The 20,753-nt window shown below is 58.4% G+C and carries 17 protein-coding genes; 5 read left to right on the forward strand and 12 right to left on the reverse strand.

The features are described 5' to 3' along the window. Window positions 1–116: 116 nt before the first annotated feature. Window positions 117–1,667, forward strand: coding sequence for an anti-phage dCTP deaminase (locus JFN93_RS11855; RefSeq protein ID WP_199384299.1), 1,551 nt, complete (start codon window positions 117–119; stop codon window positions 1,665–1,667). 814 nt (window positions 1,668–2,481) lie between these two features. Here JFN93_RS11855 and JFN93_RS11860 read toward each other — a convergent pair. From JFN93_RS11860 to JFN93_RS11890, 7 genes are all read right to left on the reverse strand, one after another. Beyond that, complete coding sequence (locus JFN93_RS11860) at window positions 2,482–3,222, reverse strand: PaeR7I family type II restriction endonuclease (protein WP_199384300.1); 741 nt, start codon at window positions 3,220–3,222, stop codon at window positions 2,482–2,484. A gap of 2 nt (window positions 3,223–3,224) precedes the next feature. After that, window positions 3,225–4,949, reverse strand: coding sequence for an Eco57I restriction-modification methylase domain-containing protein (locus JFN93_RS11865; RefSeq protein WP_199384301.1), 1,725 nt, complete (start codon window positions 4,947–4,949; stop codon window positions 3,225–3,227). Window positions 4,950–5,147: 198 nt separating this feature from the next. Continuing rightward, complete coding sequence (locus tag JFN93_RS11870) at window positions 5,148–7,376, reverse strand: YfjI family protein (RefSeq protein WP_199384302.1); 2,229 nt, start codon at window positions 7,374–7,376, stop codon at window positions 5,148–5,150. Continuing rightward, window positions 7,373–7,618 (reverse strand): hypothetical protein, encoded by a 246-nt coding sequence (locus JFN93_RS11875; RefSeq protein WP_199384303.1) that lies wholly within the window; start codon window positions 7,616–7,618, stop codon window positions 7,373–7,375. The genes JFN93_RS11870 and JFN93_RS11875 overlap by 4 nt, the downstream gene beginning before the upstream one ends. 26 nt (window positions 7,619–7,644) lie before the next feature. Next, window positions 7,645–7,872 carry a helix-turn-helix transcriptional regulator gene (locus JFN93_RS11880; RefSeq protein ID WP_199384304.1) on the reverse strand — a complete coding sequence of 76 codons (228 nt, stop codon included), beginning with the start codon at window positions 7,870–7,872 and terminating at the stop codon, window positions 7,645–7,647. A 214-nt stretch (window positions 7,873–8,086) separates the two neighbouring features. Then, window positions 8,087–8,509, reverse strand: coding sequence for a hypothetical protein (locus JFN93_RS11885; RefSeq protein ID WP_199384305.1), 423 nt, complete (start codon window positions 8,507–8,509; stop codon window positions 8,087–8,089). A 51-nt stretch (window positions 8,510–8,560) separates the two neighbouring features. After that, entirely contained in the window at window positions 8,561–9,787 is a 1,227-nt protein-coding gene (locus JFN93_RS11890; protein ID WP_199384306.1) for a tyrosine-type recombinase/integrase, read from the reverse strand. A gap of 388 nt (window positions 9,788–10,175) precedes the next feature. On the opposite strand from JFN93_RS11890, the gene JFN93_RS11895 reads away from it, so the two are divergent. Genes JFN93_RS11895 through JFN93_RS11905 form a run of 3 tightly spaced genes read left to right on the forward strand, consistent with a single transcriptional unit; the run spans window position 10,176 to window position 13,210 of the window. After that, entirely contained in the window at window positions 10,176–11,174 is a 999-nt protein-coding gene (locus tag JFN93_RS11895; protein ID WP_236021684.1) for a zinc-dependent alcohol dehydrogenase family protein, read from the forward strand. A gap of 34 nt (window positions 11,175–11,208) precedes the next feature. Further along, a complete protein-coding gene (locus tag JFN93_RS11900) occupies window positions 11,209–12,012 on the forward strand; it encodes a hypothetical protein (protein ID WP_199384307.1) in 804 nt (267 codons plus the stop codon). Then, entirely contained in the window at window positions 11,987–13,210 is a 1,224-nt protein-coding gene (locus JFN93_RS11905) for an MFS transporter (protein WP_199384308.1), read from the forward strand. Before JFN93_RS11900 ends, JFN93_RS11905 begins: the two co-directional genes overlap by 26 nt. Before the next feature lie 376 nt (window positions 13,211–13,586). Here the strand turns inward: JFN93_RS11905 and JFN93_RS11910 are convergent, their stop codons facing one another. The 3 genes from JFN93_RS11910 to JFN93_RS11920 form a co-directional block, all read right to left on the reverse strand. After that, window positions 13,587–15,206, reverse strand: a complete 1,620-nt coding sequence (locus JFN93_RS11910) for a methyl-accepting chemotaxis protein (protein WP_199384309.1) — start codon at window positions 15,204–15,206, stop codon at window positions 13,587–13,589. Window positions 15,207–15,220: 14 nt separating this feature from the next. After that, window positions 15,221–15,619 carry a response regulator gene (locus tag JFN93_RS11915; RefSeq protein WP_199384310.1) on the reverse strand — a complete coding sequence of 133 codons (399 nt, stop codon included), beginning with the start codon at window positions 15,617–15,619 and terminating at the stop codon, window positions 15,221–15,223. Window positions 15,620–15,901: 282 nt separating this feature from the next. Further along, the gene (locus JFN93_RS11920) at window positions 15,902–16,348 is read right to left on the reverse strand and encodes an FxLYD domain-containing protein (RefSeq protein WP_199384311.1); all 447 of its coding nucleotides are present in this window, start codon (window positions 16,346–16,348) and stop codon (window positions 15,902–15,904) included. A 295-nt stretch (window positions 16,349–16,643) separates the two neighbouring features. Here JFN93_RS11920 and JFN93_RS11925 point away from each other — a divergent pair, with 295 nt between their 5' ends. Next, window positions 16,644–18,287 carry a methyl-accepting chemotaxis protein gene (locus JFN93_RS11925; protein ID WP_199384312.1) on the forward strand — a complete coding sequence of 548 codons (1,644 nt, stop codon included), beginning with the start codon at window positions 16,644–16,646 and terminating at the stop codon, window positions 18,285–18,287. 238 nt (window positions 18,288–18,525) lie between these two features. Here JFN93_RS11925 and cobD read toward each other — a convergent pair whose 3' ends face one another. Both cobD and cbiB read right to left on the reverse strand, forming a co-directional pair. Continuing rightward, window positions 18,526–19,605: a threonine-phosphate decarboxylase CobD gene (gene cobD, locus JFN93_RS11930; RefSeq protein ID WP_199384313.1), complete on the reverse strand. Its 1,080-nt coding sequence runs from the start codon at window positions 19,603–19,605 to the stop codon at window positions 18,526–18,528. Between the two features lie 153 nt (window positions 19,606–19,758). Further along, window positions 19,759–20,706, reverse strand: coding sequence for an adenosylcobinamide-phosphate synthase CbiB (gene cbiB / locus JFN93_RS11935; protein ID WP_199384489.1), 948 nt, complete (start codon window positions 20,704–20,706; stop codon window positions 19,759–19,761). Between the last annotated feature and the right edge of the window lie 47 nt (window positions 20,707–20,753).

Here is a 20,753-nt window from a genome sequence, read left to right on the forward strand (position 1 = left end):
GCAACACTCTTTATTAACGGCTTTAGTATTATCAAGCACTTACCCCGTATCGGCATTGGCACGAGTTTTGATGAATGTGCAGTAATTACTATCTTATCGTTCGTCACGGGGGGGGCATGGAAGCAGCGGAAGCGGTTGAGCTGGAAGTGGTAAAAAAGTTGGAAAAGCCTTACGACACCATTCTCAATCGGCGAACTCAAGAACAAATTGTTGCTCTTTGTGGCGCAGTGGGCAGTGGTACGACGGACATAGCCAAAAAAATTTCCGATTGTTTCAGTAGGTATTCTTACGAGGTGAAGTCGGTCAAAGCGAGCGACCTTTTGATTGAAGCGATTGCAACCCTCGAAGATACAGGACAGGTGGAGAAAGGGAAGTTCAAGTATAAGGACTGGGGATCAGAAGAGGAAAGAATCAAGTGTTTGCAAGACATCGGAGACTGGTTGAGGTTAAAGTACGGCTCAGACGCCGCCGCTCAGCTTTTCATAAAGAAGGTATCAGCATTCCGCCAAAAAGACATAACAGAGAAAGAGGTAGCCGCTGGGCAATTGCGGCGGGAATCCAAACCCCTCGTTTGGATTCTAGATAGTCTAAAGCACCCGGAGGAAGTGAAACTTCTGAGATTGGTCTACGACAAGATGTTCAGCTTGTTTGGCGTCCTTTGTACATTTGACGTGCGGAAAAACATAATGGTCGATGTTCATGGGATGACCCCCGAACATGCCGAACAGGTTTTGAAACGTGACGAATCAGAAGATATAAGTCACGGCCAAAAACTGATTAAGACATTGCAATATGGGGATTTCTTCATACGGAATTCGCCATTCACCACCCAGAGGGTTGTTGACTCAATAGAGCGGTACGTTAAGCTGCTTCTAGGTGATCATAGCGTCACGCCTACTCATGGCGAATACGCCATGTACCTCGCCCAGTCTGCAGCTTACAGGTCCGGCTGCATGTCTCGGCAAGTGGGCGCAGCAGTGTTAAATACTCATGGTGAGATAATTTCAACCGGATTTAACGATGTCCCCAGGTACGGTGGTGGCCTGTACGTCGAAAACAGCCAGAAAGACGCCAGATGTTTTAAAGTTGCGCGCGGAGAATGCCGAAACGAATTCCGGAAGGGCGTGATAAAAAAGAAGCTTAAGGAGCTGTTATCCAAAAAATACCCTGAAACCGAAGTAGATGCCGAATTGATTCCCCTCATTTCTGACGAGACAGGTATCAGCGATCTGACGGAGTATTGCCGAGCTGTCCACGCCGAAATGGATGCGATCACCAGCGCCGCACGAAAAGGTTTTTCATTAAGAAGCGGTACAATGTACGTAACCACCTTCCCCTGCCATAACTGCGCGAAACATATCATCGCGTCTGGGATGAAGAAGGTGTTCTACATAGAGCCATACGAAAAAAGCCTCGCACTTTCAATGCATAACGATTCTGTCTCGACAACCGAGGAGACCACCGAGGCAGTTCTTTTCTTGCCGTTTGAGGGAGTTGCCCCCCGCCAGTATCAGAACCGTTTTTGCACGACAACAACAAAAAAAGTGGATGGCAAGTTCGTTGCCATAAACGTTGGGAAGGACACCCCTGCTTATTCACAACTGCTGGATTGCTTCACCGACTACGAAGGGAAAATTGTTGACACTCTAGCGAAGAATGGCTTATAAACAACGGGCTTCATCGTTGGGGAGGGGATATGGAAAAAAGGGCGAGAGACCGGCAAATGCCGCTTTTCGTTGGAAGCGTTCAACAGGTATCGAATGGTTGCGAGTCTAAAGTCATCTGCTTCACGGAAGCAAAATCCGCAAGAGAAGGCCTATTAATCAAGTCCCGTGAATCTGCCGTTATCCAGAAGATCGTGAGTATTTCCGAGCGGTTCAACTGGTAGGTCACAAAAAGAGACTCTGCACCGCTAAATGACCGAAGGGCCGGCCCGCTAAAAGTGGACCGGCCCTTTTTGGTATCCCTCCGTTACCTCGAAGAAGTCAGGGACCGTGCAGCCATCGGCTGTCAGCCTTTTCCGAAAAAATTTTACCCATTTTGCCCGGATAAAAAAATGAGTTAGCACACGGTCCTGACGAGGGAAGCTCCAGAGGATTTGCCCTACCCCCCCCCTCCGCTCAGAACGAGCGTCCATATCTTACGGTTTGAGCAGACTGTGACTCCGGCCCGCCGTAGGAATGCGCCTCTCGGGAAATCCCGACGGGACTGGTCGAATTTCAATTTGAATAATTCTCCCAAATTTGGCGTATGACCCGAGTTTTTTGGTTGGTACGACCCTCTCTATTCCCGAATATGGTGCCAAACGACTTCATTGGCAACAGCACTCCTATTCCCCCCAAACTCATCTACGGATAAACGGGTGGAATCAACCCGGTCGTCCGATGATAAAGCAACAGCGATAACAGTGAGCCCCCCCAGGGCACATCGGGCATCCATGTTCGGGGATCATTGGGAACAGTGCTTTCCTCTTCAATGCTGTTATTTCAGTCGCGCAGCCTCTCCAGCTACATGACCAGCCAACTGAGAAATGAACGCCTTTAACCCGGTCATAGCCGACATTTCCGAGTACGCTCCGGTTGTGACCGAGCTTCGGCCCGATGTGATCAGAGTCGCAGAAGAATAAAGCTGCTCCTTCACCAGGCGCTGGCATAGTAGATCGTACCGCTTGATATACGAAGCCCCCTTGAATTCGTCAAACACAGGGAAGTGAGGGGAAAGATCCCGCACTGGAGCCCGAGACTCCGCCGCGTCTTCGACCATCATCAACCATGCCACAAAAGGGCGCGGCTGTTTTCCGAAGGCCTCCTCGCGGTATGCGGTCCAGAGGTCATGTGCAGTCCCGATGGCCTCTTCCGTCCTGTTGTTGAAGTTATTGCCGAAGGATGGGCCAACCTGGCTCTTCAACTCTACGGCAGCGACGAGCTCTCCCTTGTGGATCACCAGAAGATCCCAAAGTTTGGTGGGCCTGAAGTACCCCGGCAGGGTGAGCAGCGCCCGCTTCTGGTGGATCTCAGCATCGGCCAGACCGTTAGCCCGGATCACGTCGATGACCAAAGCTATAAATCCATCCATGTTTTTACCAGCGGTAACCCCTGCACGCTCTCCCTGGTCGGCCTTTCCCGCCTCGATCTGCTTCACCCTCGCAGCTTCTCGATTCCCCCAAAACGCTTTTACCGCTTCCCGAGCCTTATTTTCGTAATCTACAAGGTCCAGCGCCAAAGCTAACCCTCCCCGCCGCCTAAGGCGGCCTGTTCTTCGCTTGTTAAGTTGTACAAGGCGAATGTCGCCTCATTGCATGCCTTTAAATCTCTTGTTAACGCCGCATCGATCAACTGCATCCGTAGACGCTGGGGAACCGTCCGCCAAAGAGGAAGGCGAATACGACGCAAATACTGAGCCTGGAAACGGAGGAATCCTCCGCGCATTTTTGTAGAGTAAGTCGCGATGAAGAGGCGGGAGACTTCGGAAAGCAGGACGGCTTGTAAGGCGCGGAGATCCCATTGGTTCGAGATAACGTAATACAGGTTGTGGTGGGGGTACAACCTCCCTTCCTCATACACAACATGGGCCTCTCCCTTGATATCCGGGATCAAGAGCTTTGGCTTCGTTGCAAGGCCGGGGGTAATACGGTCGATGGTACGATACCAACTTGCCGGCGTTTTTTGGGCACAGTGGCGCCGCGCAATAATGTCGCGTCGCTCTTGCAGATACTGGCGCAGGCGTGGGTAAGAGTTCAAGTCCACCAGCTTTCCGTCATCAGCGAATGGATTTATGACCCCGAGCCCCCGCCAATGGACCTCACCAGACTCGATATCGCGTGTGGTGGCTAATGGTAGCTTTCGCTCTTGCTCTACATCCAGAGTTTCGAAATTACCAATGAAAGCCTTATCGGCCCCAGTGGCAACCCCAATGCCGACCTTACAGCCGGCTTCCTCAAGCGTAGGGAATTCCTTTTCAAGTCGTCGAATCAGCTCCGTTTGGTCAGATGATTCGAGAAGCCAAGGTTCCGCGCCGCAAGTCACTTTTGGCATCTCTCGAACGGAACAGGAATCCTTCGGTAGCGACCGGCCGACCAGAGCAGCGGCAAGTTCTGTAAGGATAGTGCTATCGATAGTGGGTCGGCGCGCAATACGGGTCGGGCCAGGTCTGTCACGCGATATAACCGTGATCGCCGGGTATGCCGACACCTGAGAAAGAAATGCCGGTGTGTCCACCATGTCAACATACACCCTAAGGTGGTAGTCCTCCGCAATCAGTTTTCGTAGGGGACCGCCATAGCGGTTTTTCATCCAGCGGTCAGCGCAGATGAAACTCAGAGAACCGCCAGGCTTAAGGCTCAAAAGCGAACGCTCTATGAACGGAACATACAGGTCGGCCCGGTCGTACATCGTCTCAAAACGGCTACGGTACTCAGCTAGCAGGGGGCCGGGAATCAACTCCTGGCGCACATAAGGTGGGTTCCCGACGATAACGTCAAATTCACCGTCCAGCGGGGAAAGGAGAAAATCGTCGCATGTAAGCCAACGACCAGAGAGGGCTTCGGCCGCCTCTTTACTTACACCCTCCCCAACAAGCAGGGAAATCACAGCACCGCGAGTCAAATCGAAGGAATCCCGGTGTAGCTCCACCCCACGGATCGCCCCCCCTAACTCGCCAAACGCGTTTTGCGTACTACCAAATTGTCGCCAGGAAGCTAAAAGCCTTCTCACGATTGGCAACAGAAAGTCCCCCTCACCGAAAGACGGCTCAAGAAGCCTACAGCGATGCAACGGCTTCTCTGTCGTATAACCGACGAGATCTAAGATGAATTCGACGACTTCTGTTCGGGTAAAGATTGCGCCACGAGACTCCGGATTGGTGCTTGCGGATAGTTGCTCGACAGCAGCCGCAACAACCGGGTGAATTTGGGTGGACGGTAACTCTAATCGAAGTTGATCATGTGCCATGCCCAAATCCTTACCTGATAAAAATCATGGAGTCAATCCCGATCCGTTTACCCCTCCCAAAGGCAAAACGTCACATCCTCGTGTGACTGCCACCGTTGGTAGGAGGTAACCCGCTCAATAACCGCGAAACGCCTCCTAAAATATAAGTCCATCGGTTTCAACCGGCTTTTCGGGGGGAAATGGCCAAAGTTATCGCGCTTATCGCGCTTTTCGCGCAGACTCCTTCAGCATCACGATTTGCCGAGGTGCCCCGTCGGTTTTCTCAACTAGGGTTTCCACAAGGCTCTCTTCCTCCATCTCCTCCAGTACCGTAGTCAGGCCTTCCGCGGACAGGTGTTTCTGGAAAACCTGCTCCCGGATTTCGTTGCGAGTCATGCGCGGTTGCGCGTTTAGCGCGGTAAGGATTTTCCGCTTCCGGATGTCGCCGAGTTCCCCCCCGAAGAGATGTAGAGCCGAGTCTTCACAATAACTCCAGAAGGCAAGGGCGGCTTCGATATCGTCCCGCTCAATCTTGATGTGTAGAGACAACAACGCATAAATCAGCGCGAGCCGCATTACTTGGGCTTCTCCCCTGTTGACCATGCACCCCGCAAGACCCTTGTGCGCCATTGACAATTTGGGGTACTCAGCGGCCCAAAGCTCCCGCGCTTCCGGACTAAGTTGATATTCGCCACCACGAAAGGCGTGCTCCAACCTCTCCTGGATCAGGGTGCATATCATCCTCCGCTCTTGGTCGGGGATCGGCTCCGGGAACGGAACTAGGCGTTGCCGTCGGGCGCAGACCCAAAGGAAGCGGTTCCCAAACCCGTTTAGCTGTTCAGTTTCCGCCAGCTTCGCCTTGAGTTCAGCGACGGTAACGTGGGAAACGATCCCGACATGGGCACCGGTGGTTTTTGTGCGGTTGTGTTTGGTAAGGGGGGCGGCACTCCCATCGTCGTACAACCCCCGGATAATGCCAGAAAGTGTGTTTCCCTCCCGCCTTGTAGCATTGAGGGCGTTTGCAAACTCCTCGTCGAGTATAAAGAGGCGCTTGTCCTCGATACCGGGGTCTGAAACCTGGTACTGCCCGAAGCCGGATTTCCTGTCTATCACCCAAGTCCGCTCCTCATCCCGGACGGCGTAGATGATCCCCTCGCCTGATGACAGGGGACCAGGGGAGGTTGCACACCCATTGGGGAGTCCAGAGAACACCGTCTTTATGGGTCCTGCACTCGTTCCTTTCCTCGCCTTCGAGGACTCCCCCACGATAACCGCACTCAGACGTGCGTAGTGCCGTGTTTCGCCGACAGCAACAAAAGACGATGCCCCGGCTTCGATGCCAAACCGGACCAGGAACGTTGCGGCTACCGCAGCCGGGTCTGCTTCGGAATTCCGACAAGCAACCTCAACAAACTCTCCCAGGATTCCGGGGAGAGCGGCGGAAGAAAGGACCGGCCAACCCGGCTTTGCTTCACCTGGACAGTCAGGCTCGGTTAGGATTTCTGATTCAGTGGCAGCAATTTGCACGAAGCTGTTTTCCCCATAACCCTCGGCGGCAAGGTAGCGTGCTGCAGCTGCGAAGTCTCCGTTGAACCGGGAATGGGTGAACAAGCTGAAACCATCGTGGTAGCCGATAGGGACCGGGGCGCTCGACGAGTAAACATAGACGCCCCGCTGAAAAACCTTGCCACTGTGGTCGCTATCGGTGTCGCAGTCGGGGCGGAGCCAGTAGTCGCCACGGACGTGTTTCCACCCGAGAGTCTCCAACACCTCTTCAATCTGGTGCCTGCGGATAAAGTCATCGCCCGGTCTCGTGCCCTTGCTGTCGGCTCGTGTTCCGCGTTTGATCTCTTCTACGGTCGGGGGAAGTTCTCTTCCGATGAGGAACAGTGAATCCACATCAAGAAGGATTCCATCTTGGATCTTTGAAAGTGCGTACTCTCGGGACCCCGGAGGACATGACGGGAGGTAGTGAATTCTCCCGCGCTCAAGGCAACACGGATCAAGGCATGCCGTCAACCCCGCGGGAAGGACCTCCAAGATCACTTTTGCAAGGGGAACATGCTCGGCCGCTTCAACTGCACGAGAGAGCGGTAACACCGCCCGGTAGCGCGGGCTCTCGGGGAGGTGGTTAAACGTGCTGTACAACCATACGAGTTGGCCGGGGAACGCAGCGAAGATATCGTCAGGCGTCGGATGGCCTTTGTCAAAATCGAGGCATATACCCGAAGCGATGACGAAGGAAGCGTTCTTCCTCGGGCCGCTGAAGGTGGCGGGGGTAAAGAGGGGGCCGTCTTTATCCATGCGCACCGAATGCTGGAACATCCCCGGTGTTAACGGGCGAAATACGGGGTTGATATCCGTTTTTCGCTGGAAGGTAGACACGGAACCGATGGCGCCGATGAACTTCGCTATTAATTCGGAAATTTCCTCGCTTCCTCCGTTCATCGGCGCCCCCCCTTCACCTGCCGGAACAGCCATGCCCGAGCAGCAGCGAAACGTTTAACGGGCTGTACCAGTTGCCCGGTCGCGAAAGCAATGACAATCGCCCTGGTCACTTCGTTGTCGATGAACTCGAAAATTACGAGCCCGTCCCTTTGATGACCTATAACCGGCGGATTCCCGGTGCCTGTCATAATCGCAGCGGTCAAATCAAGGTCTGCTGTCTCAAAAATCTTCTCATGCGACATAAAAGTCCTCCCTCCCGTCGGATGCGCTACTGCTGTTTCTTTGTTGTTAAACGAGCATTGCCCGCTTCCGTCGTGCTCGTGTACCGATCGAGACCGGCGATGAATTCGTTCAGATCGGCGGCCGGATACCTCACCGATCTGCCGAGCTTGACGAACTTAGGCCCCTTCCCTTGAAGTCTCCACTGTTCGAGGGTGCTGGCCGACAACCCTGTTATCTCCTCTACCGCCTTCTGTTTTAGTAACACCACGTCCATCGTCCCGTTCCTCCATGTGCAAATCCAATGTGGTTTGGTAGCCCAGGGCGAAAAAAAGAAAAGCCCCCTGCGGCCCAGTAAAAGGGTACAGGAGGCTGAAACTTTGTTTACCTAATTATAGACGTTCTATGTGAGGGAAACTTTCAGTATCAGGCGAGACGTCACACAACCAAGCGATGTATCGTTAATTTCGAGTTTAGTGTAAGAGACAATTTTACTTTTTTGGGCCCATCAGGTCAGCATAACTTAGATCCTCAATAAGATCCGACCACGCTTGAATGTACTTTCGATACGCCGAAAGTTTCCGCTCAACGCTTTTCTCGCTGCTGCAGCGGCCTTCTTTTTTCGACAGCACGACTAGAGCATCTTCGTACTTTGTTCCCTTTCTCCGAAGATCCTCAAACTCCTGGTAAATTTGTTCGGCCTCAAATAATTCGTCCTCGATATGCTGTTGTTGGGGCCGGCCTAGCTTTTTAAACCCACCATGCAGGAAGCGGATTAAGAGTTCCCAGCACTCCAAATCTATCTCCCCTGCCCTCCCTTCCCGAAGAAGTTCGTAGAGCAACAGGAATTCCCCTCGTGGGATGTCTTTCTTCAATATGTCATTTACAGACGGAGCCCTGGCGATAATACCCATGTATGGTTTTCCTCCCCCGGAAATTCATCAAAACAGACCTGGGCGGTTTGGTTATGCCCGGTCCTTCCGCCTCGCTTCAATATCGATAATATTGCCCGTCTCTTGCTCTGGACGGCGGCAAAGGGACAGGATATGGTCAGTAACCTTCTGCATTAAAGGTCGCAGTTTTTCGAGATTTTTGATGACGTACCCGGCCGTAACGTCATCGGTCCTGGTGGAGTGGTTCAGCAGCTTCTTTAGCTCGTAGTAGCCGACAACGCCGTCAATGGCACTGGTAAAAGTCCGCCGCATGTCATGTATGCAAAATTCTACCCCGGTCTGTGCAGTCACCTTCAGCATCTGCTTGCGGGGGTCCTTCAAGTGCCCGTCCTTCCCTGATCCGGGGAAGACGAAGGCGTTTTCTCGACACTCTGAACGGCGCGTGAAGAGATCAAAAATGAAGTCGCTCATCGGGAGGTAAAGCGGTTTTCCGTTCTTCGTCCTCATCAAGACGAACCGCCGCTTCTCTAGGTCAACGTCCCCCCAAGGCAACGAAGCAGTCTCTGTTCGACGTGCCCCCGTCAGCAGCAAGAGCAAGAAGAAATCCCGGATGGTGACATTTTCCAAACCGTTGACGGCAGCGAACCACGCGGGAAGGTCTACCTCCTCAATGACGGTCTGCCTCCGCTCGATGGTGAACCACTGCTTGGTGTTGGAAAGGCGTTTCACCGGGTTGACCGGAAGGGTATCATCCAAGATTTCGTTGCCGAAATTGTAGATCGCCCGCAAGGTCCGCATCGTATTGTTTGCCGCCGCATCACCGTGATTTTTGGCGATTTCCAAATGCCTTCGGGCAACCATATCTTTCGTGATCTCCTCAAGAGGCTTCCTCAGCCAGTCCGCAAGATACAGCCTGAAAAGATCCCGATATGTTTTAATGGTCCGCGGCTTCAATCCGGTCCGCGCAACGAAATATTTGTCCAATACCTCTGCCAGAGTCATCCCTCGGACTCTCGCTTTAGCCTTTTCCCGGTTGATATCCACACCTTTGCCGAGGTCCGCGATGACCATGATGGCTTCTTTGCGGGCAGTATCCGCAGTGAGGACTCCGTGCCGGCCTATGTTGACCCTGGCATTTTTGCCATTGATCCGTTTGCGAACAAAATAAGTTTTTGCGGAATGGGAAACCCGCACACCAAAAGAAGGAAGCTCGGAGTCAAAAAAATCATTCTGCTTCCCCTTTTCTGCGTATGGCAACCTCTCGACGGTCGTCTTGGTGAGTTTAAAATCCTTCCCCATCTTCGCCACCTCCCATAGGGTACACATAGGGTACAAGACACGAGTACCTTGTCAAGGTTCTACGATACACCAAAGGGCGTAAGATGGCTATTTTTCAAGCTCTACGAAACTCCTCACACCGCCCCATCCCACAGATCCTCAAACTGTTAATCCGTGTGTCGTAGGTTCGAGTCCTACCTCGGGAGCCAGCAAAATCAACGGCCGATTTCGAAAGAAATCGGCCGTTTTCATTTTTCCCACCCCAGCAATTACTTTTTACTCTTTATTTCCCGCTTTTGATCCGATACATCCAGTAAATTTACTCACCAGCCAGTCCGATCCTGTGTCATAGTAGTGCCTGTACCTTGCACGGTATCCGTTCGATGAGTATGTCGTTCCGGAGGTCGCCATGATGAGAGCCATGAGGTTCCACGGGAAAGGAATCCCGCTGCGCCTGGAATGGGTTCCCGTTCCGACGCCGGGGCCTCGCCAGGTCCTGCTGCGGGTCCACGCCTGCGGGCTTTGCCGCACCGATCTGCACATCGTCGATGCCGAGCTCACCGATCCCAAACTCCCCCTGATCCCCGGGCACCAGATCGTGGCGACGGTCGAGGCGATGGGAGACGGCGTGGAAGGATTCGCACCGGGTGACCGGGTCGGCGTCCCCTGGCTCGGCTCCACCTGCAACGAGTGCCGCAATTGCCGCTCCGGCCGGGAGAACCTCTGCGAGAAGGCCCGTTTCACCGGCTACCACATCGACGGCGGTTTCGCCGAGTACGCCGTCGCCGACTACCGCTTCTGCTTCCCGATCCCCGCCGGATATCCCGACCGGCAGGCAGCCCCGCTTTTGTGCGCCGGGCTGATCGGCTACCGCTGCCTGCGCATGGCGGGTGACGCCGAACATTTGGGGCTCTACGGTTTCGGTGCGGCCGCCCACATCCTGGTCCAGGTGGCCCGGTGGCAGGGGCGCAAGGTGTACGCCTTCACCCGCCCCGGGGACGTAAAAGGGCAGGAGTTCGCCCGGGCGATGGGGGCGGATTGGGCCGGGGGCAGCGCCGACCTGCCGCCGGAACCGCTCGACGCCGCGGTCATCTTCGCTCCCGACGGGGCGCTCGTCCCTGCGGCACTGCGCGCCACCGCCAAGGGAGGCACCGTCGTCTGCGGCGGCATTCACATGAGCGAGATTCCCGCCTTTCCGTACGAGCTCCTCTGGGGTGAGCGGGTAGTTCGCTCGGTGGCAAATCTCACCCGCGCCGACGGGGAAGAGTTTCTCGCCCTTGCCCCCCAGGTCCCGGTTCGGACCGAGGTGGCCGCTTTTGCTTTGGAAGAGGCGAACGAAGCGTTGAACGCTTTGCGCAACGGTGCCTTCAACGGCGCCGCGGTCATCGTCGTGCGCGACACCGACTGACCGGGCAGACATCATTGGCAGGAAGGGGTTTCCGATGAGCAAACAGAAGATAAGTGATGAGACCAAGTTCCTCCTGGTGATCATCGCGCTGCTCCTCAGCGTGCCGCTCTTTTTCTACCTTCTTTCCCTGAACACCGGCGACGAGGCTCCGAAAAAGGAAGCGGAGAAAAAGCCCAAGGAGCTCACCGTCGTCGTCTCCGAGACCGACAAGCCGGCCCCCGCCGCCCCGGTCGCCGCGCAGCCGGTCCCCCAGGCGGTGCGCGACTCGATCCAGCAGGGGGATTACTCCACCGCGCACCTGCAGATCACCCGGATGCCCAAGCAGTCTTCACAGGTCAAGGAGCTCATCAAGGCGGCCGTCGCGGCGAACAAAGGGACCCGCGGCCCGAAACAGGAACCGCCGACGGCCACGACTCCGCTTCGCTACGTCGACGCCTCCTCCCCGCGCAACCGGCAGGCCGACTCCTTTTACCTCTACCTTGAGGATGAGGGACAGGCCCCGCGCCCCTGGGTATGCATCCAATCCTTCGGACCCAAGCCGCTGGTCTGGAATGCGGTGAAGGTCCGCACCGACGGGACCAGCGCGCTGTTGAAGATCACCCCTTCGGTGGCCCGCCCCGGCGGCAAGTTTGCCGAATACTATGACGCCCCGATGAACCGCGACAGCTATGCGGTCATCAAACGCCTCGCGACCGCCCGCCGCTCGGAAGTGCTCTTCGTCGGGGCTGCCGGGACCAAGGAGCACAAGATCACCGAGGTGGAAAAGAAGGCGCTGGCCCGCATGCTCGAGCTCTACGAGGCGCTGGGAGGAAATGTTGCTCTCTTCGAGCGGAAGTGACCTGCGGCTGCGGGGGAACCTGAACAAGCTCTACGCCTACTCCTTCCTCAAGATGACCCTTTTCCCGATGGCGGTCATCACCCTGTTCTGGAAGGACCACATCGGGCTCAGCCTCACCCAAATCCTCCTGATCCAGAGCATCCTCTCTTTCGTGATGGTGCTCTTCGAATATCCGGCCGGATATGTCAGCGACCGGCTCGGCTACCGCGCCGCCCTCAACATCGCGTCGCTGCTCGGTCTCGCCGGTTGGGGACTCTATACCGTCGCCCATCACTTCGGCGACGTCCTTGCCGCCGAAATCCTGCTCGGCATCTCCCTATCCTTCATCAGCGGGGCGGACAGTGCGCTCCTTTTCGAGACGCTGCGCGACGCAGGGAAGGAAACCTTCTACGCCCGCCACGAGGGGCGGATGAACGGCTTCGCCCAGTTGGGTGAGGCCTGCGGCGCCCTCTTTGCCGGCGCGCTTTACGCGGTCGCGCCGCTGCTCCCTTTCTTTTTGCAGATCGGCGTATGGTTTCTCGCGCTTTTGATCGCCCGCTCGCTGGTGGAGCCGGTCCGCAGCATCGCCCCGCGGGTGAGCCACCTTTCCGAGGCGCTGCGGACCGCCCGCTACGTCTTCTGGGACAACCCGCGGCTGCGTTCGACCATGCTCCTGAACGCGGCACTCGGGATTTCCTCGTTCTACCCGGTCTGGCTGATCCAGCCCTACCTGCAGCACAGCAAGGTTCCGATCGCCTGGTTCGGACCCATCTGGACCGGTGCGAACCTCACGGTCGCCGCCTCGGCGGTCCTGAGCCACCGGATGCAGCAGCGCCTGGGGGAGCGGCGGATGGTCCTCTTTTTTCTCGTACTGGTGTGGATCGGGTACCTTGGGCTGGGGTGGTGCGGCGGGATCGGCGCTTTCCTTTTCTATTACCTTTTGACCACGATGCGGGGACTGCGCGGCCCGATGATGCTCGATCTGACCCAGCGCGAGTCACCTTCGGCAAACCGCGCCGGTATCCTCTCGCTGCAGACCCTCTGTTTCCGGCTCCTGTTCACCTGCACCGGCCCGGTGATCGGGATTCTTTCCGACCGCGGCGGCGTCCGGGGAGCGCTCCAGTACCTCTGTTTCGCCTTCGTGGTGGTGCTCCCGCCGCTGGCGTTCCTCTTCCTGCGCAACCTGCACGGGCCGGAGTGCCAAGCTGCGCCTGATTAGCCCAACCATCGTTACCTGAACCGGATAGCCGCTTTCCCTGTGGGAGCGCCCTTCCGGGCGCGAACCGCCGAAGGCGGTGATGATCGCGGGGAAAGGCGCTCCTACCGACCGGGCACCTGCTCAAGACCAAAGCTGATTAGTGTCTTTCTTCATGCCGAAGCACCTGAGCCCCCCTCTTCCTCCGGGAGAGGGTCGGAGTGAGGGGATTTCCCATGGGAGCTCCTTCCCTCACCCGCCCTTCGGGCACCCTCTCCCGGAGGGAGAGGGCGTCACCTGAAAATTGACGCTCGTCAGGAAAACAAAAAGGCCACTCCTTGCATAGGAATGGCCTTTTTCATTGCGGGCGGGGCTCACGCGCCCGGAAGGGCGCTCCCACCTACCCCGCTGTCGCCTCCCGCACCAGCCGCTCCAGTTCACGCGCCTGGCGGTCGATTTCGGCCGCGGCTCCGGAAGTCTCGTCCGCCCCGCGGGCCGACCGGGCCAGCACGTCGCCGATCTGCTGCACATTGGCGGCCATCCGGACCGACGTTTCGTTTTGCCCCTCGGCTGCGGCGGCAATCTCCCCGATCTGCGCCGAGACCTCCCCGATCCGGGTCAAAATCTCCTGGAGCGCCTCCCCCGACTTGTGCGACGTCGCCGCCCCCTTCTCCACCTGGAGCACCCCGGCCTCCATCGCCTTGACCGCGTCGCGGGTCTCGGCCTGAATCGCCTTGATCATGTTGCCGATCTCGCTGGTGGCCCGGGAAGTCCGCTCCGCCAGCGCCCGGACCTCGTCCGCGACGACGGCAAAGCCGCGCCCCTGTTCGCCGGCGCGGGCGGCTTCGATCGCCGCATTGAGCGCCAGCAGGTTGGTCTGGTCCGCAATCTCGTCGATGGTCCCCGCGATCTCCCCGATCTGCTCGGAGCGTGCGCCCAGCGCCTCGATGGTCTTAGCCGCCTGCCGCACCTGGTCCGCGATAACGTTCATCCCGGCAATGGTCTCCTGGACGACCGAGGCACCCGTGTTGGCGGCCTGAGCCGATTCCCGGGATGCCTCCGCCGCCATCGAGCAGGTCCGCGATATCTCCGAGCTCGCCGATGCGATCTCCTCGCTGGCCGAAGCGACGACGCCCGCCTGCGCCGACACTTCCTCGTTGCCTTGGGCGATCTCGCGCGAGGTCTCGTAGAGCCGGCTCGAGGTCGAGGCAATGGCAACGGAAATGTCCCCTGCCTGGGCCACCTTGCCGCGCAGGTCCCCCACGACCGCAGCCACCGAGTTGAGCAGACGCCCCACTTCGTCGTCATTGTCCAAAACCGGGAGGTTGCGCTCCCCCCGGGCCAGCCGGTTCGCCAATTCCGCCGCGTCGGTGAGCGGCTTGGTGAGGGTCTGCGGGATCAGCATGGCGAAAACCACGGAGACCAGCGCCCCCACCACCAGGAGAATCACCACCAGCGCCGTGGTGATCGTCCCTTCCTTGTCGTTGGCGCCAAGGGCCGCCTGCAGCTGGGTATCTTTGTCCGCGACGAGCTTGTCCATCGCGTCCTGCATCATGTAGGTCGCCTTTTCCACGTCCCGGAGCAGCTCGAGCGCCTCGTCGTGCCGGCCCGCCTGTTCGAGGTTCAGCATCTTGGTGCTGCTTTCGTCGGCGAAGTCCCGCGCGACTTTCAGCTCCTGGATGGTCTTGCGCTCCTTCTCGGTGGCCAGGGTCCGCTCCAGCTGGTCCCGGAGACGATCGATCTCCAGCACCAGTTTGTCCGCATCACCCAGGAGCGCCTGGCGCCGGGCCGGATCGCTTTCGTGCATTGCCTCGGCCAACATCCCTTTCCGCTGTTGCATGGTCGCCGAAAGCTTCGAGGCAAGCCCCATCGGATGCACGACCTTCGCCGAGATCTCGTTGAGGCTCTCATTGAGACGGTGGTTGCGGAAAAGACTGATCCCGCCAATCAGCGCAGCGACCGCCGCCACCATGATGAAGGCGACCATCAACTTGGCCCCTACCCGGAAATTACCCGACATCTACCTACCTCCAGCTACGGCCACAGGCCGAGTTTTTCGATTTCTTCCATCACCATCGTGTCGTCGAACGGCTTGGTGAGATAGGAGGTCGCCCCTCCGTTGTAAAAGGAGTCGATGACACTTTTGGGGTCCTCGACCGCCGTGATCATGATGACCTTCACCTCTTTGGTGTTTGCAATGCCGCAATCCCGCTCTATCTCCCGGATTTGGCGCAAAGCCTCGTTGCCGTCCATCTCGGGCATCTTGACGTCCATGCAGATCAGGTCGTACGGCTCCTTCTTGACCAGCCCCCGCTGAAAGGCCAGGACTGCCTCGCGGCCATTGACGGTAATATCGCACTCCCCGAGAGGGCTCAGGGTGTCCTTCAGGATCTCACGCACCAGGAAGCTGTCGTCCACAATCAACGTCTTCATGCACACCCCTCCAATATGGATTGAATTGAAAAGTAACCGCCCGCGATGACAACATAATTTTGTATCGGCGCAAAGTTGGAAATATTTAGGATTTTATTGAGAGAATCGGCGGCTGCCCGGGAAGGAAGGCCAGAAAGCCTGGGCGGCCAAGCGACGCTTGGCCAAAGGTAAGGGGCGCGACGGCTTCAGCAGGTGAATCCCGCAACCTGATTGAGGGGGCTCCCCCCACAGGGGCGGCCCCGTAGGAGCGGTAGACATGGTCATAAACGGCATCGGTGCCGCTCACCGCGGTGGCACCACCGACTCGAAGCTCTCCTGCCAGCGCTGATCAGGGGTTTCCGTGTCGCCACCCTCGTTGAAGTAATAGACATAGGTGAAACGGAGCCGCGATCCCGGGGGCGCCGCACGCTTGAGCTTGACCGAAAACGAAGCGGACTGGTCCATGGGGAGCTGAACCGGGACGACGTACCCCACCGACCGGGAAGCCTCCTTCCCCTGCTGGTCCAGCAGCGCCACATAGACCTCGATGTTCGTCAGGTAGGCATACCGGACATTTTTGATGACCCCATCGACGACGGCCCCGGATGGGGTATCGCGAACGCCCCAGGCGAGTTCCGCATCGAAGTGGCGGTAGTGCTGCGGCAGGTTCCCCAAAGCCACGTCATTTGGGTTAGGACCCACGGCGCATCCGCCAAGAAACAGCAACAACAAAAGGGTTTGGATTCGCATCGATCACCTTCCTCCCTGGCCGGCCGGATGCCCCGTCCCCGTTACCAGATGGGGACCTGAACCGGCCGGAATCTGGTCCGAAAACGCCGGACCAATCGTGACATTTGTCGAAATTAATTTTGGAATTCCTTAAAGTTAGGAAATTTCCCTCCGATACACCAGACAAACGGCGTTCGATTAGGGACCGCATCCTGCCAGGACTATTTCCCACCCCCGTCCCCGCCAAGGCCGTTTTGTTGCCCTGGAGCCGGCTACGGCAACTGCGGCTTCAATGACATTATTTCAGGAGGGGGCCATGGAATTCAAGCTGTTCAGACATTGGCGGATCCAAAACAAGATCATGTTCATCACGGTGCTGAGTGTGACCATCATGCTCCTCGGGATGTTCCTGTTTCTGCTGCCGATGCTGGAGAAATGGATCATCAACGAGAAACGCGACGCCACCCGGCATGTGGTCGAACTGGCGATGGGGATACTAGAGCAGCAGGACGCCGAGGTCCGCGCCGGGCACATGTCCCTGGAAACGGCTCAGAAAGAAGCCCAAGACCATATCAGCAAGCTCCGCTACGAGAAGAAGGAATACATCTGGATCAACGATCTCAAGTCGATTTGCATCATGCACCCCATCAAGCCCGAGCTGAACGGCAAAGACCTGTCCGAGATGAAGGACCCGAACGGGGTGCGTATTTTCAGCGAGTTCGTGAAGGTATGCAAGGAAAAGGGAGACGGGTTCGTCAACTACATGTGGCCGCGCCCGGGCGAGAAGGAGCCGATTCCCAAGCTCTCCTACGTGAAGGCGTTTCAGCCGTGGGGCTGGGTTTTGGGGAGCGGCATCTACATCGATGACGTCAACCGGGAACTCAGTCACGTAAAGTGGCTCTTTCTGGCGCTCAATGCCTTCGTCGCCTGCTTCAGCTTCATCCTCGCCTTTTCGGTCAGCCGGGGAATCACCCGTACCCTGGGCCGGGTGGATCGGACCCTTGCCGAGATGGCCAGCGGCAAAGGGGACCTGACCCGGCGGCTCGAAGTGGAGCGTGAAGACGAGACCGGATCGCTGGCGCGGTCGTTCAACCGGTTCCTCGACAACCTCAAGGAAATCGTGGTGCACATCTCCAACAACTCCGTCGAGGTGGCCTCCGCCGCCAAGAAGTTGAACGACACGGCGGCAAACATCGCCTCCGGGACCGAGAAAGTCGCCCTGGAGTCCGGGTCGGTGGCGATCGCCAGCGAGGAGATGGCGGCGACCTCTTCGGCAATTTCCCAGAACTGCGCCGCTGCGGTCACCAACGTGACCCGCGCCGGTGAAACGGCAAAGGAAGGGGCCGTCGTCGTCGGCAAGGCGGTGCAGAGCATTCAGCGCATCGCGGACAAGGTGAGCGAGAGCGCCCAGACCGTCGCGTCGCTCGGCTCCCGCTCCGACCAGATCGGCGAGATCATCGGTACCATCGAGGACATCGCCGACCAGACCAATCTCCTCGCGCTGAACGCAGCCATCGAGGCGGCCCGGGCCGGTGAACAGGGACGCGGTTTTGCGGTGGTGGCCGACGAGGTGCGCGCGCTGGCCGAGCGGACCACCACGGCGACCCGCCAGATCTCCGAAATGATCCAGACCATCCAGCGCGAGACCGCCTCGGCGGTGACCGCCATGGAAGAAGGGGTGCGCGAGGTTAACATGGGGACCGAGGATGCGGCAAGCTCGGGACGGGCGCTCGAAGACATCCTGAACCAGGTCTGTTCGGTGACCGGACAGATCGACCAGATCTCGGTGTCGGCACAGGAGCAGACCTCGGCGACCAACGACATCAGCAGCAACATGCGTCGCATCACCGAAGAGGTGGAACGGACCTCGACCAACGCCCAGGCGACCGCCACCTCGGCGGGGCAGCTCGCCGAAATGGCCGAAGAGCTGAAGAGGATCGTGGCGCAGTTTCGCCTGTAAGCACCACGTGGCCCCATCGGGCCCGCGCAAAATCACCGTTACCAATGCAAAAGGGCTTCCCCGGAAGGAGAAGCCCTTTTGTTCGTGCCGGCTTAAGGCAGTGCTTTGAAGTCCCCTTTAGCAAAGGGGGATTTCAGGGGGACTTGCCTCAAAGGCTCTGACTTTGCGGAGCCCCTCCCCAAAGAACCTCAAAACCAGATCTCCCCCTGTCAAAGGGGAGATCAAACGACCCGCGCGATCAGTCCAGGCGCCCTTCCTCCGCCAACGCCACAAGCAACCGGTCGTTTTCTTCCTTCAGGCGCACCGCCACCCGAAAAAACCGTGCGTCGAGCCCGTGGAAATTGGCGCAGTCCCTGATCATGAGCCCATGCCGCAGCAGCCGTTCCTTGAGCGCCGCCGCGGTCATGCCGTTGCGAAGCTCAACCAAAAGATAATTGGCAGCCGAAGAAAAGGTCCGTGCCCAGCCCAGCGCGTCGATAGCCGCGGCCATCCGGGAGCGCTCCGCCGCGATGAAGCGGCGCGTCCGCTCGCGGTACTCCCCATCTTGCAACGAGGCAATCCCGGCAAGCTGCGCTGCGGTGTTGACGCTCCAGGGTGCGCCGGCCTCCTCCAACCGCTCCACCAGACCGGCGTCGGCAATCGCGTAACCGAGCCTGAGTCCCGGAATGGCGAAGAACTTGGTCATGGATCGGAGCACGATGCCGCGCCCGGACCGAAGGAGCACCGCTTTCGCCGAGTCCCCTTCGCAAAAATCCATGAACGCCTCATCCAGAACGAAAAAAGCCCCCGCCGCTGCGCAGAGCTGCACGATCTCGGCGATCTCCGTCTCCGGTACCAAGGCGCCGGTGGGGTTTGCGGGATTGCACAGGAAGAGCAGGTCGCACCGTTCGAGCTTGTCCTGCAAGGCAGAAAGCGGTAGGCGGAAATCGTTCCGGCTGTCGAGAACGAGGTACTCCACGTCCCAATCGGCCCGTCGCAGCGCGGACTCGTACTCCGCAAAGGCCGGGGCCACGATCAGCGCCCGCTTTCCCGGCAACAGCCGCGGGAGGAGATGAATGAGCTCGGTGGAGCCATTGGCCACGCAGACTTGTTCCGATGCGATGCCGTGGTACGCGGCCAGGCGCTCCTTCAGTTCGAAAGCGTGCTTGTCCGGGTAATGCAAGAGCCGGTCGAAGCAGTCGGCGAGCACCTCCCGTACCCCCGGGGCCATGCCGAGCGGGTTGATGCTCGCGGAAAAGTCGACGATCCGCTCGGCCGGGACCCCGAGCGACCGAGCTACCGCAAAAACATTCCCGCCATGTTCATGACCTTTGGACATGCAATGTTCCTTCGTTCCGTCCCAGTGCCAATTTCGGACCGATCCGTCGGATCCGACCGATCGGTCCGATCAGTCCGAGTGGGTGCTCCTGGAGATGCCGCCACCCCAACCTGCAGGGGCGCAGGATGCTGCGCCCACCGCGACCGCCCGCGCTCAAAAACCTTCTGCAATCACCCGTCCAGCCACCCACACGCCCACCAGCAAAAGCTCGCTGGCGTACATGAGCCGCACCGTACCCCGGTACGCCGCCAGTGACAGGGGAACCAACGGATCGCCGATGGTCGGCTTCTCGACTACCTTTCCGAAATACGTGTTCGCCCCACCCAGCCGAACCCCGAGTGCTCCCGCGGCGGCGGCCTCGGGAAACCCGCTGTTGGGGGAGGAGTGGTTGCGCCCGTCGCGCCGCACCATGAGGAAGGCACCCCGCCCGCTCAGCGCGCAAAGGGGCGCCGCCAGGACCATCAGCAGCGCAGTGAGCCGGGCGGGTACCCAGTTGGCCACATCGTCGAACCGGGCCGAGGCCCAGCCGAATTCGAGGTAGCGCTCGTTCTTGTACCCCACCATCGAGTCGAGCGTGTTGACCGCCTTGTACGCGGCGGCAAGTGCCGGACCACCTAACAGCAGGTAAAAAAGCGGCGCGATGACCCCGTCCGAGGTGTTCTCGGCAACCGTTTCCACCGCGCCCCGGATCAGCTCCTCCTCCCCGAGATGCTCGGTTTCGCGTCCGACAATCCAGGAAAGCGCCACCCTGCCACCGGCGAGATCCCCCTGTTCCAGGGCAGCCGCCACCTTCCGCGACTCGCCATGGAGGGAACGCGCCGCCAGACAAACCCAGCCGATGTAGAGACCGACGCCGATTCCTGCCGCCGGCGCGAAGCGCCAAGCCAGCGCGAGCAGCGCGGAAACAAGCCCATAGGTCGTCCCTGCCACGACTACCAGAAGGGCCACGCCAGCCAGCCGTTGGTTGCCGAAAAGCCGCCGCAGCTTAGGCTCCAAGAAAGATATGAACTTTCCGATCGCCACCACCGGATGCGGCAGGAAGCGCGGATCACCCAAGGCGAAATCCAGCAGCACCGCGCCGACGACGAGGACGATGTCCATCTCTTCCCGGCTCACGACAGGAGCTGCGCCAACGGTTGCGTGAGCGA

It is taken from the genome of Geomesophilobacter sediminis (assembly GCF_016458275.1).
GTDB classification, from domain to species: domain Bacteria; phylum Desulfobacterota; class Desulfuromonadia; order Geobacterales; family Geobacteraceae; genus Geomesophilobacter; species Geomesophilobacter sediminis.